The sequence below is a fragment of the Macrococcus brunensis genome (genome assembly GCF_022343725.1).
GTDB lineage: Bacteria > Bacillota > Bacilli > Staphylococcales > Staphylococcaceae > Macrococcus > Macrococcus brunensis.
This window is the reverse complement of record NZ_CP092179.1, coordinates 1,271,545-1,289,520: the sequence shown is the minus strand read 5'-3', so window position 1 is coordinate 1,289,520 and position 17,976 is coordinate 1,271,545. Positions and strand designations below refer to the sequence as shown.

Sequence of the window (17,976 nt, the reverse complement as noted above, 5' to 3'; positions counted from 1 at the left end):
TTGGGGGATTAATTTATGCTACAGACATTATCCATCAGGCAGTTTGCAATCATTGACGAACTGAGCATTGAAATCAAAGATGGACTGACGGTTCTCAGCGGGGAAACAGGTGCCGGTAAATCCATTATTATTGATGCTATTTCAATGCTGATTGGTGCAAGAGCCAGTCAGAACCTGGTTCGTCACGGTGAAAACAAGGCAGTCATTGAAGGGGTCTTTGATATTGATGACAACCCGAATGTCAGACAACTGCTTGAAGATAAAGAAATTGAGCAGGATGACTTTATGATTGTTAAACGTGAAATCATGAAAACAGGTAAAAGCATCTGTAAAATCAACAGCCAGACGGTCACGTTGACTGAACTGAAACAAGTGATGCAGGAGCTGCTTGATATACATGGCCAGCATGAGACGCAGCATTTACTAAAGTCTAAATATCATATCCGATTACTGGATGAGTTTTCAGGTGGACGCTATCAGCCGACAATAGATGAATACACAGCAGCGTTTAAAATCTATCAGGAAAAGAAAGAAGAGCTGAGAAAACTCGAACAAAAAGATGAGTCGCTGCTCCAGCGCCTGGATTTAATTAAGTTTCAGCATAACGAGCTGACGCAGGCTAAACTTGTAGCGGGTGAAGTCAATCAGCTGAAGGATGATATTAATCGGCTGCGTAACTTTGAGAAATTGAATAATGAACTGACGAAAACAGTAAGTTATTTAAGTGATGAAAACAATATCATCGATAAGATTTTTGATTTTAATGAGTCACTGAAGGAAATTGATGAGATTCTAAAGGGTCAGTACACCTCTCTGCTGGAAGAAACAAGTAGTGTCTATTATCTGCTTGAAGATGCCAAGCACCGTCTATACGATGAACTGACATCCAATGAATACGACGAAAATCTTCTGAATGAAATGGAAGCAAGAATGAACCTGATTCAGCAGTTCGAACGTAAATATGGGAAAAACCATGATGAACTGATTCTTCTAATAGCAGAACTTGAAACAGAGATCAATCAGATAGAGAATCTGGAAGAAAGCACTTCGCAGCTGAAAAAAGAGATAGAAGACCAGTACCAGGCAGTGCTCAAAATAGGGTCTCAGTTATCAAAAGAACGCCGTACAGATGCACTAGAACTGCGTAATAAAATTCTTGATGAAATTCATCATCTGGAGATGAAAAGTGCTAATTTCGAGATCGCATTTTCTAAGACTGAACCTACGTTAGCAGGGCTTGAGACAATAGAATTTATGATCAGCCCGAATAAAGGAGAACCTCTGAAAGGTCTGGAAAAGATTGCATCTGGTGGTGAACTGTCTCGGATCATGCTCGCTTTAAAGACTATTTTTGCAGAAAACAGGGGACAGACAGCTATTCTGTTTGATGAAGTAGATACAGGGGTCTCAGGTCGTGTCGCACAGAAAATGGCTGAAAAGATGAAACAGATTGCAGAGCATATACAAGTCATCTGTATTTCTCACTTACCACAAGTAGCGGCAATCAGTGACCATCATCTCTTCATTGAAAAGCATGAGCGTGATGATCGAACGATCACTACAGTGACAGAACTGACTGGAGATGACAAAGTAAAAGAGGTTGCACGTATGATATCTGGCGTTGAAGTGACACCTCTGACGCTGGAGCACGCAGCTGAACTCATCTCTCAGAATAAAGAATAAAATAAAGGATGAGACAAATGGCAATCCGAGTAGCAATAATAGAAGATTCACAGGAACTGGCAGCTGGTATCCATCGCTATCTGACTTCACAGGGGATGATTGTGACCGATGTAGCAAATGATGGGCAGCAGGGTCAGGAAATAATTCAGAGGGGTAATTTTGATGTTCTGCTGCTGGATCTTATACTGCCGAATATTGATGGTTTAACTCTTCTGAAAAATGACATTCCAGCAGATCGGTCTTATAAGGTAATTTGCTTCTCCGCTTTTGGCAAGGAATCCATTTTGAATGAAGCATTGACGCTAGGTGGCGATTACTTCCTGTTAAAGCCTGTTAAGCTTGAAGTGATTGCACAGACAATTCTTCGCATGACAGAACAGAAAGATTCAGATTTAATAAAGGACTATTTTGCGCAGCGTTTAAAAGGGACACAGTATATATATGAAGCGCTGAATATACTTGAGCAGGATCCATCAAAGATTAATCATCTAACAGGAGAACTTTATCCTGAGATTGCGCGAAAGTTTGATGTCAATAAAGCTACAATTGAACGAGCGATCAGACATGCAATCGAAAAAGCATGGAATAACGGTCTTGAGCAGCACTGGCAGGCAGAAGGAAAAATGGTACGACCAACTACGGGTGAATTACTCGAATATCTGATGAGGTAAATCATGAAAATCATTGCACATAGAGGATACAGAGCGAAGTATACCGAGAATACGATGACGGCATTCAGGAAAGCCATTCAATACGGTGCAGAAGGGATAGAACTTGATATTCATCTGTCGTCAGATGGTGAGATTGTTGTCTTTCATGATGACCATTTCAAACGCATGGCAGGACACGCGGGATTCGTCCATGAGATGGATTACAATGCCATCCGCAAAATTAAGCTGTATTCGAAAGCTGTCAGAAAAGAAAGTGTACCTAAGCTGGTTGAAGTACTGGAACTTTTAAAAGAGACCTCACTTCTATTAAATATTGAAATAAAAGCTGTCACTGATGGCATTCTGGAGGAGAAACTGACTCATTTACTCAAAAATTATGAGACTTCGCGGATCGTCATATCAAGTTTTCATCCTGAAACGATTCTGAAGATGAAGCAGCTTGCTCCAGAGATAGAGACTGCACTTCTCTATACTAAATATATTGACCAGCCCTGGCTGTTAAAAGAACGATATCTTTTTGATGCGATACATACAGATACAAACTATACGTCGCGTGAGTATGCCGCACTCATTCAGTCACATGGTATACCCGTACGTATCTACACAGTGAACAAGGAGCGTGATCTGAAATACTGGCTGGAGTCGGATGTAGATGCCATTATTACAGATGAAGTAGAACTCGCACTCAAACTGAAAAAAGAGAAGTAACCTCGGTTACTTCTCTTTTTTAGGTACACGGTTGTTTCGCTTTTCCATGTGCAGGATATAACCGCCGACAAAGGCGATGCCGAGCACTGAAAAGATAGCACCCAGTAAAAACTGCAGCCAGATATAGTGCAGCTCAGGAACAAGAACACCGAATACAGCATCTCTCATCCATTTAATGCCGAGACCAGCAAGATAAATGGGTATAATCAGCACAATAAGCGCTAGAATTTTTTGCATAATATCACCTGCACATATTATAACTGAATGGGTGAGAAATAAAAACAAGTATCATTTTAAATTTCTAATTACTATTTTAATATAATTTAATAAAAGTAATGATTAGAATAAACTTAAATGTAAACGCTTTATTAATTTAAAGTGGTAATAATAAACACTTCTAAAGCCTGATTCAATTATAGTTTTAATATTAAAGTTTTTATGCAATAATATTATTGTAATAACTGAGAAATTACGAAAAGGGGTAAGAAAATGATTTTTGAAACTTTAGAGCAGTATGATTATGAGCAAGTGGTATTCTGTCAGGATAAAGCAAGCGGTCTGAAAGCGATTATCGCCATCCATGATACAACGCTTGGTCCGGCCCTTGGAGGCTGCCGTATGTGGCCATATCAATCTGAAGAAGAAGCGATTGAAGATGCTCTGCGTTTAGCTCGAGGAATGACTTATAAAAATGCGGCAGCAGGTCTTAATTTAGGTGGCGCTAAAACGGTTATCATCGGCGACCCTAAGAAAGATAAATCTGAAGCACTTTTCAGAGCACTTGGCAGATATATTGAAAGCTTAAATGGTCGTTATATCACAGCAGAAGATGTGGGGACTTCTGTGACGGATATGGATACGATTCACGAGGAAACAGACTTTGTAGTCGGACTGTCTGAAAGCTATGGTTCATCAGGCAACCCGAGTCCTGTTACCGCATTCGGCGTTTACCAGGCAATGAAACGTACAGCTAAAGAAGCATTTGGCACAGATTCACTGAAGGGTCTGAAAGTGACTGTTCAGGGAGTAGGGAACGTTTCTTATAAACTCTGTGAATATCTGCATGAAGAAGGTGCAGAACTGATTGTGACGGACATCTTCCAGGAATCTATTGACCGTGCTGTCAATGCCTTTGGTGCAACTGCAGTAGAACCCGATGCGATTTACGGTGTTGAAGCAGATATATTTGCCCCGTGTGCACTCGGCGGTATTCTGAATGACGAAACTATTCCTCAGCTAAAAGTGAAAGCGGTTTGTGGCAGTGCGAACAACCAGCTGAAAGACATGGAGAAACACAGTGCTCAGCTTGCCGACAGAAATATTATCTATGCACCTGACTTTGTGGCTAATTCCGGTGGCGTCATCAATGTAGCAGACGAACTTCATGGCTATAATGAAAAACGTGCGACAGATAAAGTGAAAGAAATCTATAATCAGATGGATAAAATCTTTGAAATAGCGAAACGTGATCATATTTCAACAGCTTTAGCGGCTGAAAAAATGGCAGAAGAACGTATCGATCAGATGATGCGCGTCAGAAGTACATTCAGCCGTCATGAACATTCACTTATTTCAAGAAGATAAACCTGTATGGTAGATATCTCTTCAAAGTTTAGGTAAGATAAGGGTATCAAAAATTGAAGAGGTGCTTAGTATGGAAATGGATTTTAATCTCTATATGAACGAAGTCGTTGATACTGCAAGACAGGAAATAGAGAATGCAGGTTATCAGCAGTTAAAAACATCAGATGAAGTAAAAGAGGCATTCAGTAAACCAGGTACGACATTTGTCATGGTTAACTCTGTATGTGGCTGTGCAGGCGGCATTGCTCGACCAGCTGCTGCTCATGCGCTTCATTACGATAAATTACCTGATCAGCTTGTCACTGTATTTGCAGGACAGGATAAAGAAGCGACGGCTACAGCTCGTGACTATTTTGAAGGTTATCCACCATCAAGTCCGTCATTTGCCCTTCTTAAAGACGGTAAAATCATTTCTATGATTGAGCGTCACGAAATAGAAGGACACGATCCAATGAGTGTTATCACGAATATTCAAGCCCTATTCGAAGAATACGGGGAGGAAAGATAAGCCGAGGGAAACCTTGGCTTTATTTCATGAAGACCATTAAACTGAATCCTTATCGAATAGGCTATCGGACATTAAAGACAGCTTTCGGTATGGCAATCGCTGTCATCATTGCCAAGTATCTCGGAGTCGTCAATTTCTCATCTGCTGCTATTTTGGTAGTATTGTGTATCAAAAATACAAAAATGAAATCTGTACAGGCCGCATGGGCTCGTTTAATATCATGTCTGCTTGGCCTCATTTTTGCCAGTGCGATATTTGAACTGTTAGGCTATTATCCGATGGTGCTTGGACTGGTTGTTCTACTTTTTATACCCACGACAGTCGTACTAGGTACACAGGAGGGTGTCGTGACCGCCTGTGTTATTATATTACATTGCTTTAACTCTAAAGGCGTTAGTGCCGGGTTCATGTTGAATGAGACTTTACTGATTATAGTTGGGCTCTCCATTGCATTAGTACTCAATCTTTATATGCCGAACCGCGCAAAAGAACTGGATCTTTTCCGGACTAAGATTGAACAGGAGTTTCAGGTTATAATGTCTGAATTCAGTGAAGCGCTCAAATATGTCGATATTGAACTCGACCATAAACTGATCGACCAGGCACTGCTGACAATCGAGAAGGCGAAATCGGTGGCCTTTATGGATGTAGAAAATCATTTTGTAAGAAATCAGAACTCTTATTATCACTATTTCGATATGCGAAGCAAGCAGGCGAGACTTCTTCATCGCATGGTCGACCTCATCAATGACGTCAGCCGGTCAGAACAGCTTCATCTGCAACTGAGTGAATTGATACACGAAATGGGGCAGAACATTTCAAGTAATGATCATACTGCCATCAGATTGCATGATCTCTATGCGATTCAGCTTGAGATGAGAGAGCATCCTCTGCCAGATAATTATGAGGCGCTGCATTCAAGAGCCTCTGCTTTTCAGTTGTTAAGAGAGCTGGAAGCCTACTTGATTATTAAATCTAAGTTTGGTTCTTTAAGAAAATAAAAAAAGTAATCTACTTTTGTAGATTACATCGTTAAAAAGGGTAAAACACTAGAGAGGATAAGCGCTGCAACAACAGCTATCAACAATAGGATAATCAGAATTCTTCTTGCGTTATTATTCATGATTGATTCCTTTCTATTTTTTTATTTATTATAACAAATTATTGAAGTGATGAGGAGCGTTCGTATGTTAAACAAAGATCGATTAGTAGAAACCTTTTTAGAACTTGTACAGATTGACAGTGAAACGGGCCATGAAAGAGAGATAGCTGACCATCTGACGAAGTTAATGACAGATTTAGGTTACCATGTCATTGAAGATGACAGTCAGAAAGATACGGGCTTTGGTGCCGGAAATTTAATTATCAATATTGAAGGAGATGAATCCAGAAAACCGATTTATTTCTCCTGTCATATGGATACTGTGACTCCAGGTCAAGGGATTAAGCCAGTGATCAAAGATGAGGTCATTTACTCAGATGGCACGACGATTCTTGGTGCAGATGACAAAGCAGGGATTGCTGTTCTGCTCGAAACATTAAAAGTTATTAAAGAAGAAAATATTGAACACGGTCCTCTGCAGATTGTGATTTCAGTAGGTGAGGAAAGTCAGCTGGTCGGTGCGAAAGCATTTGACTCTGAGTATCTGACAAGTGAGTTCGGCTATGCACTTGATTCTGGGAACGAAGTGGGGACTATTGTTACGGCGGCGCCAAGTCAGGCAAAACTGGAAGTCAATATCACAGGTAAGACAGCACATGCTGGACTTGCACCTGAAAATGGTATCAGTGCAATTAATATTGCTGCAAAAGCTGTCAGCCGTATGACTCTCGGACGTATTGACGCAGAAACAACTGCAAATATCGGACGTTTTGAAGGCGGTACTGTGACGAATATCGTGGCCGATAGCTGCTTTATTTTAGCAGAAGCACGTAGTTTAGACCAAAGTAAACTTGATCAGCAAGTGGCTCATATGAAAGAAACATTCGAACAGACAGCGTCTGAGATGGGTGGAAGTGCTGAAGTTAAAGTGACACCAAGCTATCCAGCATTCAATGTAGCTGAAGATAGTGAAGCGGTACAAGTGGCTAAGCAGGCAGCTGAAAATGTCGGACTGACACCTGTCTTAAAGAAAAGTGGCGGCGGTAGTGATGCCAATATCTTTAATGGCTTCGGAATTCCGACGCTCGTTCTTGCAGTCGGTTATCAGGACATTCACACGAAACAGGAAAAAATGCCGATCAGTGAACTTGTCAAACTAAATGAACAAGTACTTGAAATCATTAAGCTCGTATAAAATAAGAAAAACACCTGGTTACAGGTGTTTTTCTTCGTTTTGTCGTCTTAGTTCAGAAATCATCTGATTGTTCTGTTCAGTGAGTAGCTGGAAATGGCGTTCTTTTTGTTCATAACTTTTAGAGACCATTGAGTTCACCCACCAGACAATGAAAATAACGATTACAAAGGGAAGTATATAATAAACTAATGCAACTATGCTGAGCAAACCCATTCAATCTCCTCCATTACAGATATTTGAAACTATTATAACACATTCCAGTTGCATATTAGTATTCTTACGAGAACGCAACTCTCTTCTTAGTACGTCTAGAGGCTCTATGTTATAATAATGAAGAAAATGAATAGGAAAGAGGTATCTACATGACGAAACAACAAATAGGTGTCATCGGACTTGCCGTAATGGGTAAGAATCTGGCTTGGAATATTGAATCTAGAGGTTACACAGTATCTGTCTTTAACCGCTCACCCCAAAAGACAGAAGAAATGGTAGCTGAATCTGAAGGGAAGAATATTTTTCCGACTTATACACTGGAGGAATTTGTTCAGAGTCTTGAGACACCTCGTCGTATTCTGATGATGGTCAAAGCAGGAGAAGCAACCGATCATACAATTGAAAGTCTGATTCCGCATTTAGATAAAGGTGATATTTTAATTGACGGTGGGAATACGAATTATAACGATACGATCCGCCGTAATAAATATCTGTCAGGAAAAGGTCTTAATTTCATTGGTACAGGTGTCTCTGGTGGTGAAGAAGGAGCTCTTCACGGTCCATCTATAATGCCGGGCGGACAGGAAGAAGCTTATGAACTTGTACAACCTATTCTGGAGGATATCGCTGCTAAAGCTGAAGACGGTAAACCATGTGTCACTTATATCGGTCCGGACGGTGCGGGTCATTACGTAAAGATGGTGCATAACGGTATTGAATATGCAGATATGCAGCTGATTGCTGAAAGCTATAACTTGATGAAAAACGTTCTGAAAATGTCTCATGATGAGATTGCAGATACTTTTGCAGAATGGAATAGCGGAGAACTTGATTCTTACCTGATTGAAATCACAGCTGATATCTTCAGAAAACTGGACGAAGACGGGACACCACTTGTTGAGAAAGTGATGGATAAAGCAGGACAGAAAGGAACGGGTAAGTGGACATCTATCAATGCACTTGACCTGGGTATTCCACTGACAATCATCACTGAATCTGTATTTGCACGTTTCATTTCTTCACAGAAAGAAGAAAGAATAGCTGCTTCAAAAGCTTTTGATGCCCATGAATATGAATTCAAAGGTGATAAAGCAGAATTCCTTGAGCAAATCAGACAGGCACTTTACATGAGCAAAATCTGTAGTTACGCTCAAGGCTTCAGTCAGATGAAAGTCGCAAGTGAGACTAACAACTGGAACCTGCATTTAGGTGACTTAGCGATGATCTGGCGCGAAGGCTGTATCATCCGTGCACAGTTCCTGCAGAAGATTAAAGATGCTTATGATAACAATGCTGAACTGCAGAACTTATTATTAGATCCTTATTTCAATGGCATCGTTTCACAGTATAACGGTTCATTACGCCGCGTAGCAGGTGTTGCGATTGAAGCGGGCTTCCCAGTACCTTCTTTTGCAGCAGCCATCACATATTTCGACAGCTATCGAGCTGAAGATCTGCCGGCCAATCTGATTCAAGCGCAACGTGACTATTTCGGCGCTCACACATATGAACGCAAAGATAAAGAAGGTATTTTCCATACAGACTGGAAATAATCTTATAAAAAACCCCTGTAGACCAGCCTACAGGGGTTTTTTAATCGATAGGTAAATGAAAGAGCACTTTGTTATATGGATTGTCAAAATCAAGCGGCTCATTCAGCTGGATGATGTAGTAGTCGTTTTTTCTGTAGTTCAGCATGACGGCAACCTGCTGTTCTATAGACTGCCAGATTTCATTAAAAACATAGTCAAGATGACCTCTTTCCTTGAAAACCGCAAATGTCTGATGATGCAGATGCTCTGTCTCAAGGTCCGTAGAGGCATTACTCTCGATTCCGATAAAGACTTCTAATCCGTATGCATGTGGATGAATGACCACATATAACGGGACACGGTGGTTAGATGTGAGGTTCTGTATTTTGCCGTCTTCCTGGTAACTATATAAGAGATCAGCCAGCAGGAAATGATTGTACAGCTCTTTAGTACGTATCTGTTCCCGGTAACCTGTCATTCTTGCAAAATCACGAGATTGAATCAAGTAGGGGATAGGAGGTTCTTCTGTGACACTGAATTTTACGAAAAGACGGTTCAGTTGTTTCAGCTGATTTTGATGTGAACGAGCCTGAAGCGGCGATAAACCATGGTAATCCCTGAAATCATCACTGAACGCTGGAGCATCCGGGTATTGATATTGTCTGGCAATTTCAAGCAGACTGCTGCGACCGTCAACGAGTTCTGCAGCAGCTTCAGTGAGACGTCTATTTCTCATATATTCTTCTATATTCATCCCCGTGATCATCGTAAACGTCTGATTAAGATGGAAAGGGGATTCGCCGATATGCTGAGCTAATTCCTCCAGTTCAACTTGTTTAAGTAAATTATCTTCCAGGTAGACAATGGTCTGCTGAATCATTTTTAACGGTTCCATAGTGCCTCATTTCTAGATTTAACCAATCTGATAAATAACAATGACATCATCGGGGTCGTCCTGATAGTCGGCTAGTTCAATGCGATGAATTTCTGTAAAAAGTCCGAACTGCTCCAAGATGTCAATATATTCATGCTTTGCATAATATAATATCACAAACGCGCGTCTTTTGTACGGATAACTCGATAAGAAACGATGAATGATTGTTCTGAACAGTTCGCCTGAAAATGGATTAAAAAAGAACAATATACTTTCGCTGCCATCAAATTGATAGTCAAGTACGTTTAAATTGACAGCTTGAACCGGAAAACGCACGAGATCGATTTCAGGATAAAATGTCTGGCGGTACTGTTCGACATTTTGACGACTCGCCAGATACAATGCCTTGTTTAGTTCAATACCTGTCGACCTGATGCCGAGCAAATGGTGCATAGCGATGGGCACACGCATTAAACCCGAGCCGAAGTCAACAAAGTGATCATTTTTGATAAGATTGAGTAAATATTCGGCCAGCCGTTCAAGATCCGGATAGGCAGTTGCCTCATAACGATGGTAATGTTTTAATGTCGGAAAATGATGCTCTCCGTCATGAGTCATGATATTCAGTTCTTCATCTGACATGTTTTCCTCTCCTCAAAAAAAGCCTGAGACATAAGTCTCAAGCTGATTAAAAATCCCACCAGTGCAGATTATCACGTGTTAACAGCAGTTCACTTTTAACAGGCCCATTTGAGCCTGCCTGATAGTTAGGGAATGGGGCCGGGTGCTCTCGCCAGTACTGGTCAACAGTATCAACATAGCTCCATGTGGCTTTAAGTTCTTCCCAGTGCGTAAAGTTAGTCGCGTCACCTTTAAGACAGTCGTAGATCAATCCTTCATAAGCATCGACAGTGTTCATTTTATCCTGAGCGGTTAAGGCATAGGATAATTTGACAGGTTCTGTATCAATGCCTTCCACGTATTTACGGGCATTCAGATGAAGCTCTATCCCTTCATTTGGCTGAATGTTGATGACAAGAAGATTTGAATCCAGATGCTGGTCGCGTTTGTAATATAAGTTCATCGGGACTTCTTTGAATTCAACAACAACACGTATTTCTTTTTTCTTCATTCGTTTGCCGGTACGGATATAAAATGGCACCCCTGCCCAGCGGAAGTTGTCAATCATGACCTTTGCTGCGACGAATGTAGGCGTGTTTGATTCTGGATTAACATTTTCTTCATCGCGGTACTTAGGAACGGCTTCACCGTTAACAGTTCCTTTGTCATACTGACCGCGCACAAAGTAACTACGTACTTCAGAAGGTTTAACTTGTCTGATAGAACGGAGTGCTTTTACTTTTTCATTTCTGATATCATCAGATTCAAGTGAGATAGGAGGCTCCATTGCAAGAAGTGATACAATCTGCAGCATGTGATTCTGCACCATATCCTTCAGTGCGCCGCTGTTATCATAATAACCGCCTCTATCTTCAACACCTAAAGTTTCTGATGAAGTTACCTGTATGTTAGAAATGTATTTATTATTCCAGAGCGGTTCAAACATCGCATTACTGAACCGAAGAATCTCAATATTCTGTACCATATCTTTGCCGAGATAATGGTCTATACGGTAGATTTCCTCTTCTTTGAATGAACGCGTAATCTGAGCGTTCAGTGCTTCTGCTGACTTCAGGTCAGTACCGAACGGTTTCTCAATAATCAGACGAGTGAAGCCATCAGTATCCGTCAGACCGCTTTCTTTCAGCGCATCAGTAACTGTTCCAAAGAATTCCGGAGCCATCGCCAGATAGAATAATCTATTGCCGGCTAGTTTGTACTCTGCATCAAGCTCCTCGGAGAAGGATAACAGTTTCTTGTAGCTTTCAATATTATTGACATCATGAGATTGATAGTAGACATGCGTCATGAAGTCATCAATACGATCCGTATCTTTGACGTGTTTCGTAATGGAAGCCTTGATTTCCTCTCTGAACTTCGCATTATCCCAGTCTCGGCGACCAATACCGATAATCGCAATATGCTCATTCAGATTACCCTGTTGAAAAAGGTGGAATAATGATGGGAATAATTTGCGGTGACTTAAGTCACCTGTAGCTCCAAAAATAGTGATAAGACAAGGAATATTCTGCTTTTCAATATCCATCTATGGGACCTCGATTCGTTTAAATTCCTTATTATTTTTTCATACAATGACCTAAAATACAATTAAAACATGCTATAATATCATGATAAATTAAGTAGGTGAACAAACGTGGAAATCATATTTTTAGGAACAAGTGCAGGCTTGCCCACAAAAGAAAGAAATACACAATCGACGGTTCTCAGTCTTGAACCGTTTCTCAGTGAATTCTGGTTGTTTGATGCAGGGGAAGCCGTGCAGCATCAGATACTCCATACGAGAATCAAGCTTGGCAAGCTCAGAAGAATCTTCATCACTCATATGCACGGAGATCATATCTTTGGACTGCCTGGATTATTATCATCAAGAAGTTTTCAAGGTGGTGAAAATAAGCCGCTGACTTTATATGGACCAGCTGGTATCAGGGAGTTTATTGAGACCACTTTGAAGCTGTCAGAGTCAAGGCTGAATTATCCTCTGGAAGTCGTGGAAGTAGAGGATGGAGACATTTATATAGAAGACGAGATTACAATCAATATACATCTGTTAGCCCACGGTATTCCGTCATACGGTTATAGACTGGAGTTCCTATCGAGTCCGGGACGACTGCTGCAAGAAAAATTGCAAGCAGAAGGTATTATGCCCGGTCCTATTTATCGCGATTTCAAGATGCAAGATACCGTGGAATATGAAGGTATGATTTATCATACTCAGGATTATCGTGCTGACGAGGTGCCCGGCAAGATTGTGACATTTTTCGGCGATACAATGCCGAACAGAAATGAAGACCTGCTTGCAGTAAATGCAGATGTTATCGTGCATGAGAGTACTTATTTAGAAGGGGATCATTTGCTCAGCCACCAATATCATCATAGTCATATAGCAGATGTAATCGGTCTCTCAGAGCGAAACCAAGTTAAATTGACTTTAATCAATCATGTGAGCAACCGCTACCATCAGTTGGATGTTGCAGAGCTTGAAGAAGCAATCAGACTGGCGAATCCTGATTTCAATTTTAAAATTGCACATGACTTTATGACAGTGTCAATAGACTGAGGCAGTAAAGTCCCGCAGAATGGATTAGCGGGACGATACTTTGAACAAAAAAAGCGTCACTATCTTGAATTCAAGATAGTGACGTTTTTTTAATCTGCTAATTCTTTGCTTCGTTTAATGGCCTGTTCAAGACAATCTGTGAATATGTCTTCAACAGGATACTTTTTCAGGGCATCAAGGCCTGCTTTCGTTGTCCCACCTTTAGAAGTGATGTTTTCTCTTAACTGTTCAATTTCAAGCTCACTTGCCTCCAGCATATGTCCTGTACCGATGATGAGATTTCTCACTGCAGCATCGACATGGTCTTTATCGAGACCCATTTTCGTCGCTGCTTTGATGTATTGTTCATACATATAATAGAGAAAAGCAGGACCACTGCCTGTAATGGCAGTCACCTGATGAAGTTTATCTTCTTCTACTTCTAGTGCTGTGCCAAACGAGTTGAGAATTTTAAATAGCTCGTCCTTGTGGCCCGCATCAAAAGACTCTGAAAAAGTAATGCCGGTCACGGACTGCTGAACTTGCGCATTAGTATTTGGCATGATACGAGCAATTGGGTTCTGTGTCTGGAGTTTAGTCTTGATCTGATTGATCGAAATGCCTGCCATGATTGAAATGAAATGGTTACCTGGCTGAATTTTATCTTTGATGCGTTCAGCCAAAGAATCGAAATCATAAGGTTTAGTCGCTAGAAAAACATAGTCAGCATCAGTCAGGAGTTCTATATCATCATAGCTGTATCTGATGTTCAGTTTTTCCTGATAATCCTGCAGCTGGTTCTCGCTTGAACGGTTTGTCAGATAAATATCATGACTGTTCAACAGACTGCTGCTGATTAATCCTTCAAATATTGCACTTGCCATATTTCCTGCACCATAGAAAACAATTTTCATGATGTAGCCCCCTTGGTTTCATTCTCATATATTCTAGTGTAACATTGAACGAAAATGAGTAACAGTGGAGGGTTAGGATGATAGGCAAAAAAATTATTTTGACAGGTGGTACAGGAGGACTGGGTGAATCTATTGTTAAGGAACTCATCGGTCGCGGCGCACATGTTATAGTGATCGGTAGAAACCAGCAACGTCTGAAGTCACTTTCAGAAACCTATCAAAATATATCCGTTTTTCAGCTTGATTTAGGTGATAAAGTGCAAGTTAGAAAATTCATCAATGATGTCCAGAGAGACGGGCAGACGTTTGATGGTATCGTCAACAATGCCGGTTATGGTTACTTTAAATCGTTTGAGCATCATACAGACGAAGATATTACAGATATGTTTAACGTGAATGTTGTACATACCTTGTTACTTATCAAGGGGCTGGTACCTCTTTTAAGACCAGGTGCATCCATCGTCAATATTGCCTCGCAGGCTGCACGTGTGACGACGCCTTATGGTTCTGTTTATGCAGCGACTAAGGCCGCTTTGCTCAGTTTTTCGAATGCTCTGAGACTGGAGCACCCGGAATTACACATCATGACGGTCAGTCCAGGTCCGATTGCGACGAATTTCTTTAGCCGGGCAGACAAGACCGGTCTTTACGAGTCCACAACAAAAAGCATCCAGCTGGATAAAGATGCACTCGCAAGAGACATTGTCGAAGCGATGATCGACAAAAAACTGGAAGTGAATCGTCCAGGCTGGATGCATCAGAGCCTGACTGTCTATCATCTGGCGCCACGAACAATCGAAAAAATATTAAGAAGATTCTTCTTGTCGAAGAAGTTTTAATCTTGTGGCAGCAGGTTAAACTCTGTCAGAAAATTCTTCACTTTTTTGCGATATGTCACTGGATTCACATTGAAGCTTGATGCGTGACCACCATATTCCGGATACCATTTTCTTTTAGGACCCACTTTTTTATTGTAGAGGTCAACAGAATGCGTGTAAGGAATAAAAAGATCAGGTTTAGAATGAATAAAAAGAATCGGTTGTTCTATATTCTGAACAACCTTGATAGGCGAGACCGCATAAAGAGAAAATCTGGAACGGATTCTAAGGAAAATATTAATGAATTTGAGCAGAAAGCCTGAACCAATCTGCAGTTTCTGGCCGATGATATGTGTCAGGACCTTCTCAAACGATGAAAATGAACAGTCAGAAATATAAAACTCTGCTTCGTTGGCCAGTTCTCCTGCATAGAGAAGCATGGTCGCAGCGCCCATCGATTCACCATGGACACCAAACTTCAGGTCAAAACCATATGTTTCCTTGAGATAGCTGATGACTGATTCCAGGTCGTGTTTCTCAAAATAGCCATAGGTTGAAAATTTGCCGCCACTCGAACCGTGTCTTCGGTGGTCAAAAATAACACCATTATAACCCAGCTCAAGGAAAAGGTTCATGTATTTAATAGAAGTAATACTGTTTTCTGTAACACCGTGACAGAAAATCATCCAGTGATTATGAGGATACTTTTTAATGATTTCTGCATTGATGTGGTAGCCGTTTTTCGATTCGATAGAAACTTTCTTCGGATTCAGCGCCTGGTAAGCTTTCTCGTCCAAGCGCTTTGCCTTGATTTCGCGACGTCTGATGACATCGACATCCCGCATCTTAAAGTTGAGGATATAGTTACTGCCCACTGCGCCTGAGGTGACAAGTGCCAGTGTCGTCAGCGCTGAAGCAAAGACTGCGATGTTTCTCAGTTTCATAGGTGTTCCTCGTAGCTCAAGTCGTGAAATAAGGCTCTATCGTGAGTCTGGTAGTCCACTTGCTGATAAGCAGCGACATTTGCCTTTAACTGGTCGACAGAACTTGCGCCTCCTACAATACTTGCGACCGGCTGGCTTAACAGATAGTTCATCGTGCTGACCGTGAGAGGTGCATCAATTTTACCAAGTATTTCTTTTAATTCATCCTGACTGTAGTCAAAAACACCTTCTTCAAACTTGCGATCTGCCACAGAATCGTATTTTTCAGTCAGCAGCCCTTTCATCACCGGCCCACGCGCCAGTATTTTGACATCGCGTGCGCTGATTTCATCGAGCAGCATTTCAGGACGGTTATCGATTAAGTTGAACTGCATCATGATGACATCCATATCGCTGTGCGCCAGATAATGACGGATGACGTTAGGACGAATAGAACTGATGCCATAAGCTCTGATTAAGCCGTCCTGTTTCAATATATTGAAAGCTTCAATCGTTTCTTCTTTATTATCTTCTATCATGCCGCCGTGCAGCATATAGAGGTCCATATAATCTGTGCCAAGACGGTGGAGAGAATCCTTGACACTATTTAAAATATGTTCTCGTGACGGATTCCATTTCACTTCATCACTATGCTGAAAGAACTCATTGCCGACTTTAGAGCCGATCATAATATCCTCGCGGTGCCCATTCTCTTTGAAGAACTTGCCGAGTAGTTCTTCATTCGCCCCTTTATTATAGAGGTCCGCTGTATCAAAATAACTGATCTCTGATGATAATGCTTCTTTCAGTATTTCTTTAGATTCCTGATAATCAAGAGGGAGATTCATACATCCGAGACCCAGTTCAGAAAATTTCAGACCACTTTTAGTTGTTCTATAATTCAAATGAATACCTCCTAGTGTTATATTATTATTAGTTTAACATGAACGGAAAAGAGGGCAAAACAATGTCATTAACTGAAAAAACGCTTTCTGTCGAAAAAATCTACGATGGACGTATCATTAAAGTAGAGAAGCAGCAAGTGGAACTGCCAAATGGCAGACAGACTACACGTGAAGTCGTTAAACATCCCGGTGCGGTGGCGATACTTGCAGTAAGAGACGATCAAGTACTATTGATTAAACAGTTCCGTAAAGCGATGGACGAAGTGCTGATTGAGATTCCTGCAGGGAAAGTAGAAGCGGGCGAGGAACGAGTCAAGACTGCCGGCAGAGAACTGATTGAAGAAACTGGACTTGAAGCAGGTAAGCTCACTCTTCTTCACGAATTTTATGTGTCACCTGGATTTTGTGATGAGCTGATCTCACTCTATAAAGCAGAAGAGCTGACAGATTCAACTGAATATACGGCAGATGATGATGAGTTTATTGAACTCTTCTGGACACCGTTCAGTGAGATCGATTCTTTGCTTCAATCTGGACAGGTGAGAGATGCAAAAACGATTCTGGCTCTGCAGACGCTTCTTCTAAATTATAATCATTCTAATTAATAGTGAATGATAGTTGCATTGTCTGATGATTATTGCTATTTTATTAATATAAAAAGCCCGTCAGGAGTAGGTGAACTATGCAGGAAAGAATAAATAGAATTAAAGATCAGCTTCACGCTGCTTCCTATAAATTGACACCTCAACGTGAATCAACTGTTCGGGTTCTACTGGAAAATGAATCAGATCATTTAAGTGCTGAAGATGTCTTTTTGAAAGTAAGAGAAAGTTCTCCTGAAATTGGACTTGCAACTGTCTATCGAACACTGGAACTACTTGCAGAATTAAAAGTGGTTGATAAGATTAACTTTGGTGACGGCGTTGCAAGATTCGATCTTAGAAAAGAAGGAGCTGAACACTTTCACCATCATCTCGTATGTGTAGAATGTGGTGCGGTTGATGAGATAGAAGAAGACTTACTCGGTGAAGTTGAGAAGAAAGTAGAACGTGATTATCAATTTAAGATTATGGATCATCGACTGACATTTCATGGAATCTGTCATAGATGCCACAAATAACCGCAATCATTTGCGGTTTTTTATATGATTATAAAATGATTATGGTAA

20 protein-coding genes are annotated in these 17,976 nt (G+C 40.9%); 12 read left to right on the top strand and 8 right to left on the bottom strand.

Annotated elements, in window-relative coordinates; all coding sequences use genetic code 11:
* Nucleotides 1-15: 15 nt before the first annotated feature.
* From recN to MGG13_RS06695, 3 genes are read left to right on the top strand one after another with little or no spacing between them, the layout of a single operon-like run.
* Nucleotides 16-1,683, top strand: coding sequence for a DNA repair protein RecN (gene recN, locus MGG13_RS06705; protein WP_239034386.1), 1,668 nt, complete (start codon nucleotides 16-18; stop codon nucleotides 1,681-1,683).
* Nucleotides 1,684-1,700: 17 nt separating this feature from the next.
* A complete protein-coding gene (locus MGG13_RS06700; protein ID WP_165983107.1) occupies nucleotides 1,701-2,354 on the top strand; it encodes a response regulator in 654 nt (217 codons plus the stop codon).
* A 3-nt stretch (nucleotides 2,355-2,357) separates the two neighbouring features.
* Nucleotides 2,358-3,062, top strand: a complete 705-nt coding sequence (locus MGG13_RS06695) for a glycerophosphodiester phosphodiesterase family protein (RefSeq protein WP_239034385.1) — start codon at nucleotides 2,358-2,360, stop codon at nucleotides 3,060-3,062.
* A gap of 6 nt (nucleotides 3,063-3,068) precedes the next feature.
* On the opposite strand, the gene MGG13_RS06690 is transcribed toward MGG13_RS06695, so the two are convergent.
* Entirely contained in the window at nucleotides 3,069-3,299 is a 231-nt protein-coding gene (locus tag MGG13_RS06690) for a DUF2627 domain-containing protein (RefSeq protein WP_239034384.1), read from the bottom strand.
* Between the two features lie 252 nt (nucleotides 3,300-3,551).
* On the opposite strand from MGG13_RS06690, the gene MGG13_RS06685 reads away from it, so the two are divergent.
* From MGG13_RS06685 to MGG13_RS06670, 4 genes are all read left to right on the top strand, one after another.
* Nucleotides 3,552-4,646, top strand: coding sequence for a Glu/Leu/Phe/Val dehydrogenase dimerization domain-containing protein (locus MGG13_RS06685; RefSeq protein WP_239034383.1), 1,095 nt, complete (start codon nucleotides 3,552-3,554; stop codon nucleotides 4,644-4,646).
* 70 nt (nucleotides 4,647-4,716) lie between these two features.
* Nucleotides 4,717-5,154 carry a BrxA/BrxB family bacilliredoxin gene (locus tag MGG13_RS06680; protein ID WP_239034382.1) on the top strand — a complete coding sequence of 146 codons (438 nt, stop codon included), beginning with the start codon at nucleotides 4,717-4,719 and terminating at the stop codon, nucleotides 5,152-5,154.
* 26 nt (nucleotides 5,155-5,180) lie between these two features.
* The gene (locus tag MGG13_RS06675) at nucleotides 5,181-6,155 is read left to right on the top strand and encodes an aromatic acid exporter family protein (RefSeq protein WP_239034381.1); all 975 of its coding nucleotides are present in this window, start codon (nucleotides 5,181-5,183) and stop codon (nucleotides 6,153-6,155) included.
* A 186-nt stretch (nucleotides 6,156-6,341) separates the two neighbouring features.
* A complete protein-coding gene (locus tag MGG13_RS06670; RefSeq protein ID WP_239034380.1) occupies nucleotides 6,342-7,451 on the top strand; it encodes a M20/M25/M40 family metallo-hydrolase in 1,110 nt (369 codons plus the stop codon).
* Between the two features lie 18 nt (nucleotides 7,452-7,469).
* Here the strand turns inward: MGG13_RS06670 and MGG13_RS06665 are convergent, their stop codons facing one another.
* Nucleotides 7,470-7,664, bottom strand: a complete 195-nt coding sequence (locus MGG13_RS06665; protein ID WP_239034379.1) for a hypothetical protein — start codon at nucleotides 7,662-7,664, stop codon at nucleotides 7,470-7,472.
* Nucleotides 7,665-7,813: 149 nt separating this feature from the next.
* On the opposite strand from MGG13_RS06665, the gene gndA reads away from it, so the two are divergent.
* Nucleotides 7,814-9,217, top strand: a complete 1,404-nt coding sequence (gene gndA / locus MGG13_RS06660) for an NADP-dependent phosphogluconate dehydrogenase (RefSeq protein ID WP_239034378.1) — start codon at nucleotides 7,814-7,816, stop codon at nucleotides 9,215-9,217.
* Between the two features lie 40 nt (nucleotides 9,218-9,257).
* Here gndA and MGG13_RS06655 read toward each other — a convergent pair whose 3' ends face one another.
* Genes MGG13_RS06655 through zwf form a run of 3 tightly spaced genes read right to left on the bottom strand, consistent with a single transcriptional unit; the run spans nucleotide 9,258 to nucleotide 12,237 of the window.
* Complete coding sequence (locus MGG13_RS06655; RefSeq protein WP_133431975.1) at nucleotides 9,258-10,091, bottom strand: helix-turn-helix domain-containing protein; 834 nt, start codon at nucleotides 10,089-10,091, stop codon at nucleotides 9,258-9,260.
* Between the two features lie 18 nt (nucleotides 10,092-10,109).
* Nucleotides 10,110-10,712 (bottom strand): hypothetical protein, encoded by a 603-nt coding sequence (locus tag MGG13_RS06650; RefSeq protein ID WP_133431974.1) that lies wholly within the window; start codon nucleotides 10,710-10,712, stop codon nucleotides 10,110-10,112.
* Between the two features lie 46 nt (nucleotides 10,713-10,758).
* Nucleotides 10,759-12,237 (bottom strand): glucose-6-phosphate dehydrogenase, encoded by a 1,479-nt coding sequence (zwf, locus tag MGG13_RS06645; protein ID WP_239034377.1) that lies wholly within the window; start codon nucleotides 12,235-12,237, stop codon nucleotides 10,759-10,761.
* 108 nt (nucleotides 12,238-12,345) lie between these two features.
* Here zwf and rnz point away from each other — a divergent pair, with 108 nt between their 5' ends.
* Nucleotides 12,346-13,269, top strand: a complete 924-nt coding sequence (rnz, locus tag MGG13_RS06640) for a ribonuclease Z (protein WP_239034376.1) — start codon at nucleotides 12,346-12,348, stop codon at nucleotides 13,267-13,269.
* Between the two features lie 89 nt (nucleotides 13,270-13,358).
* Here the strand turns inward: rnz and proC are convergent, their stop codons facing one another.
* Nucleotides 13,359-14,162, bottom strand: a complete 804-nt coding sequence (proC, locus tag MGG13_RS06635) for a pyrroline-5-carboxylate reductase (RefSeq protein ID WP_133431971.1) — start codon at nucleotides 14,160-14,162, stop codon at nucleotides 13,359-13,361.
* Nucleotides 14,163-14,239: 77 nt separating this feature from the next.
* Between proC and MGG13_RS06630 the strand changes: the two genes are divergently transcribed.
* Nucleotides 14,240-15,001, top strand: a complete 762-nt coding sequence (locus tag MGG13_RS06630) for an SDR family NAD(P)-dependent oxidoreductase (RefSeq protein WP_239034375.1) — start codon at nucleotides 14,240-14,242, stop codon at nucleotides 14,999-15,001.
* On the opposite strand, the gene MGG13_RS06625 is transcribed toward MGG13_RS06630, so the two are convergent.
* Complete coding sequence (locus tag MGG13_RS06625) at nucleotides 14,998-15,924, bottom strand: alpha/beta hydrolase (protein ID WP_133431969.1); 927 nt, start codon at nucleotides 15,922-15,924, stop codon at nucleotides 14,998-15,000. The two genes, MGG13_RS06630 and MGG13_RS06625, sit on opposite strands and share 4 nt — an antisense overlap.
* Complete coding sequence (locus MGG13_RS06620) at nucleotides 15,921-16,808, bottom strand: aldo/keto reductase (protein ID WP_133431968.1); 888 nt, start codon at nucleotides 16,806-16,808, stop codon at nucleotides 15,921-15,923. Before MGG13_RS06620 ends, MGG13_RS06625 begins: the two co-directional genes overlap by 4 nt.
* Before the next feature lie 62 nt (nucleotides 16,809-16,870).
* Between MGG13_RS06620 and MGG13_RS06615 the strand changes: the two genes are divergently transcribed.
* Together MGG13_RS06615 and fur are read left to right on the top strand one after the other, a co-directional pair.
* Nucleotides 16,871-17,413 (top strand): NUDIX hydrolase, encoded by a 543-nt coding sequence (locus tag MGG13_RS06615; RefSeq protein WP_133431967.1) that lies wholly within the window; start codon nucleotides 16,871-16,873, stop codon nucleotides 17,411-17,413.
* A 77-nt stretch (nucleotides 17,414-17,490) separates the two neighbouring features.
* Nucleotides 17,491-17,928, top strand: a complete 438-nt coding sequence (gene fur, locus MGG13_RS06610) for a ferric iron uptake transcriptional regulator (RefSeq protein ID WP_133431966.1) — start codon at nucleotides 17,491-17,493, stop codon at nucleotides 17,926-17,928.
* Nucleotides 17,929-17,976 lie beyond the last annotated feature (48 nt).

What these genes read in the sequence shown, in the direction of transcription:
- recN (WP_239034386.1), top strand. Translation starts at nt 16, where the DNA reads ATGCTACAGACATTATCCATCAGGCAGTTTGCAATCATTGACGAACTG.
- MGG13_RS06700 (WP_165983107.1), top strand. Translation starts at nt 1,701, where the DNA reads ATGGCAATCCGAGTAGCAATAATAGAAGATTCACAGGAACTGGCAGCT.
- MGG13_RS06695 (WP_239034385.1), top strand. Translation starts at nt 2,358, where the DNA reads ATGAAAATCATTGCACATAGAGGATACAGAGCGAAGTATACCGAGAAT.
- MGG13_RS06690 (WP_239034384.1), bottom strand. Translation starts at nt 3,299, where the DNA reads ATGCAAAAAATTCTAGCGCTTATTGTGCTGATTATACCCATTTATCTT.
- MGG13_RS06685 (WP_239034383.1), top strand. Translation starts at nt 3,552, where the DNA reads ATGATTTTTGAAACTTTAGAGCAGTATGATTATGAGCAAGTGGTATTC.
- MGG13_RS06680 (WP_239034382.1), top strand. Translation starts at nt 4,717, where the DNA reads ATGGAAATGGATTTTAATCTCTATATGAACGAAGTCGTTGATACTGCA.
- MGG13_RS06675 (WP_239034381.1), top strand. Translation starts at nt 5,181, where the DNA reads ATGAAGACCATTAAACTGAATCCTTATCGAATAGGCTATCGGACATTA.
- MGG13_RS06670 (WP_239034380.1), top strand. Translation starts at nt 6,342, where the DNA reads ATGTTAAACAAAGATCGATTAGTAGAAACCTTTTTAGAACTTGTACAG.
- MGG13_RS06665 (WP_239034379.1), bottom strand. Translation starts at nt 7,664, where the DNA reads ATGGGTTTGCTCAGCATAGTTGCATTAGTTTATTATATACTTCCCTTT.
- gndA (WP_239034378.1), top strand. Translation starts at nt 7,814, where the DNA reads ATGACGAAACAACAAATAGGTGTCATCGGACTTGCCGTAATGGGTAAG.
- MGG13_RS06655 (WP_133431975.1), bottom strand. Translation starts at nt 10,091, where the DNA reads ATGGAACCGTTAAAAATGATTCAGCAGACCATTGTCTACCTGGAAGAT.
- MGG13_RS06650 (WP_133431974.1), bottom strand. Translation starts at nt 10,712, where the DNA reads ATGTCAGATGAAGAACTGAATATCATGACTCATGACGGAGAGCATCAT.
- zwf (WP_239034377.1), bottom strand. Translation starts at nt 12,237, where the DNA reads ATGGATATTGAAAAGCAGAATATTCCTTGTCTTATCACTATTTTTGGA.
- proC (WP_133431971.1), bottom strand. Translation starts at nt 14,162, where the DNA reads ATGAAAATTGTTTTCTATGGTGCAGGAAATATGGCAAGTGCAATATTT.
- MGG13_RS06630 (WP_239034375.1), top strand. Translation starts at nt 14,240, where the DNA reads ATGATAGGCAAAAAAATTATTTTGACAGGTGGTACAGGAGGACTGGGT.
- MGG13_RS06625 (WP_133431969.1), bottom strand. Translation starts at nt 15,924, where the DNA reads ATGAAACTGAGAAACATCGCAGTCTTTGCTTCAGCGCTGACGACACTG.
- MGG13_RS06615 (WP_133431967.1), top strand. Translation starts at nt 16,871, where the DNA reads ATGTCATTAACTGAAAAAACGCTTTCTGTCGAAAAAATCTACGATGGA.
- fur (WP_133431966.1), top strand. Translation starts at nt 17,491, where the DNA reads ATGCAGGAAAGAATAAATAGAATTAAAGATCAGCTTCACGCTGCTTCC.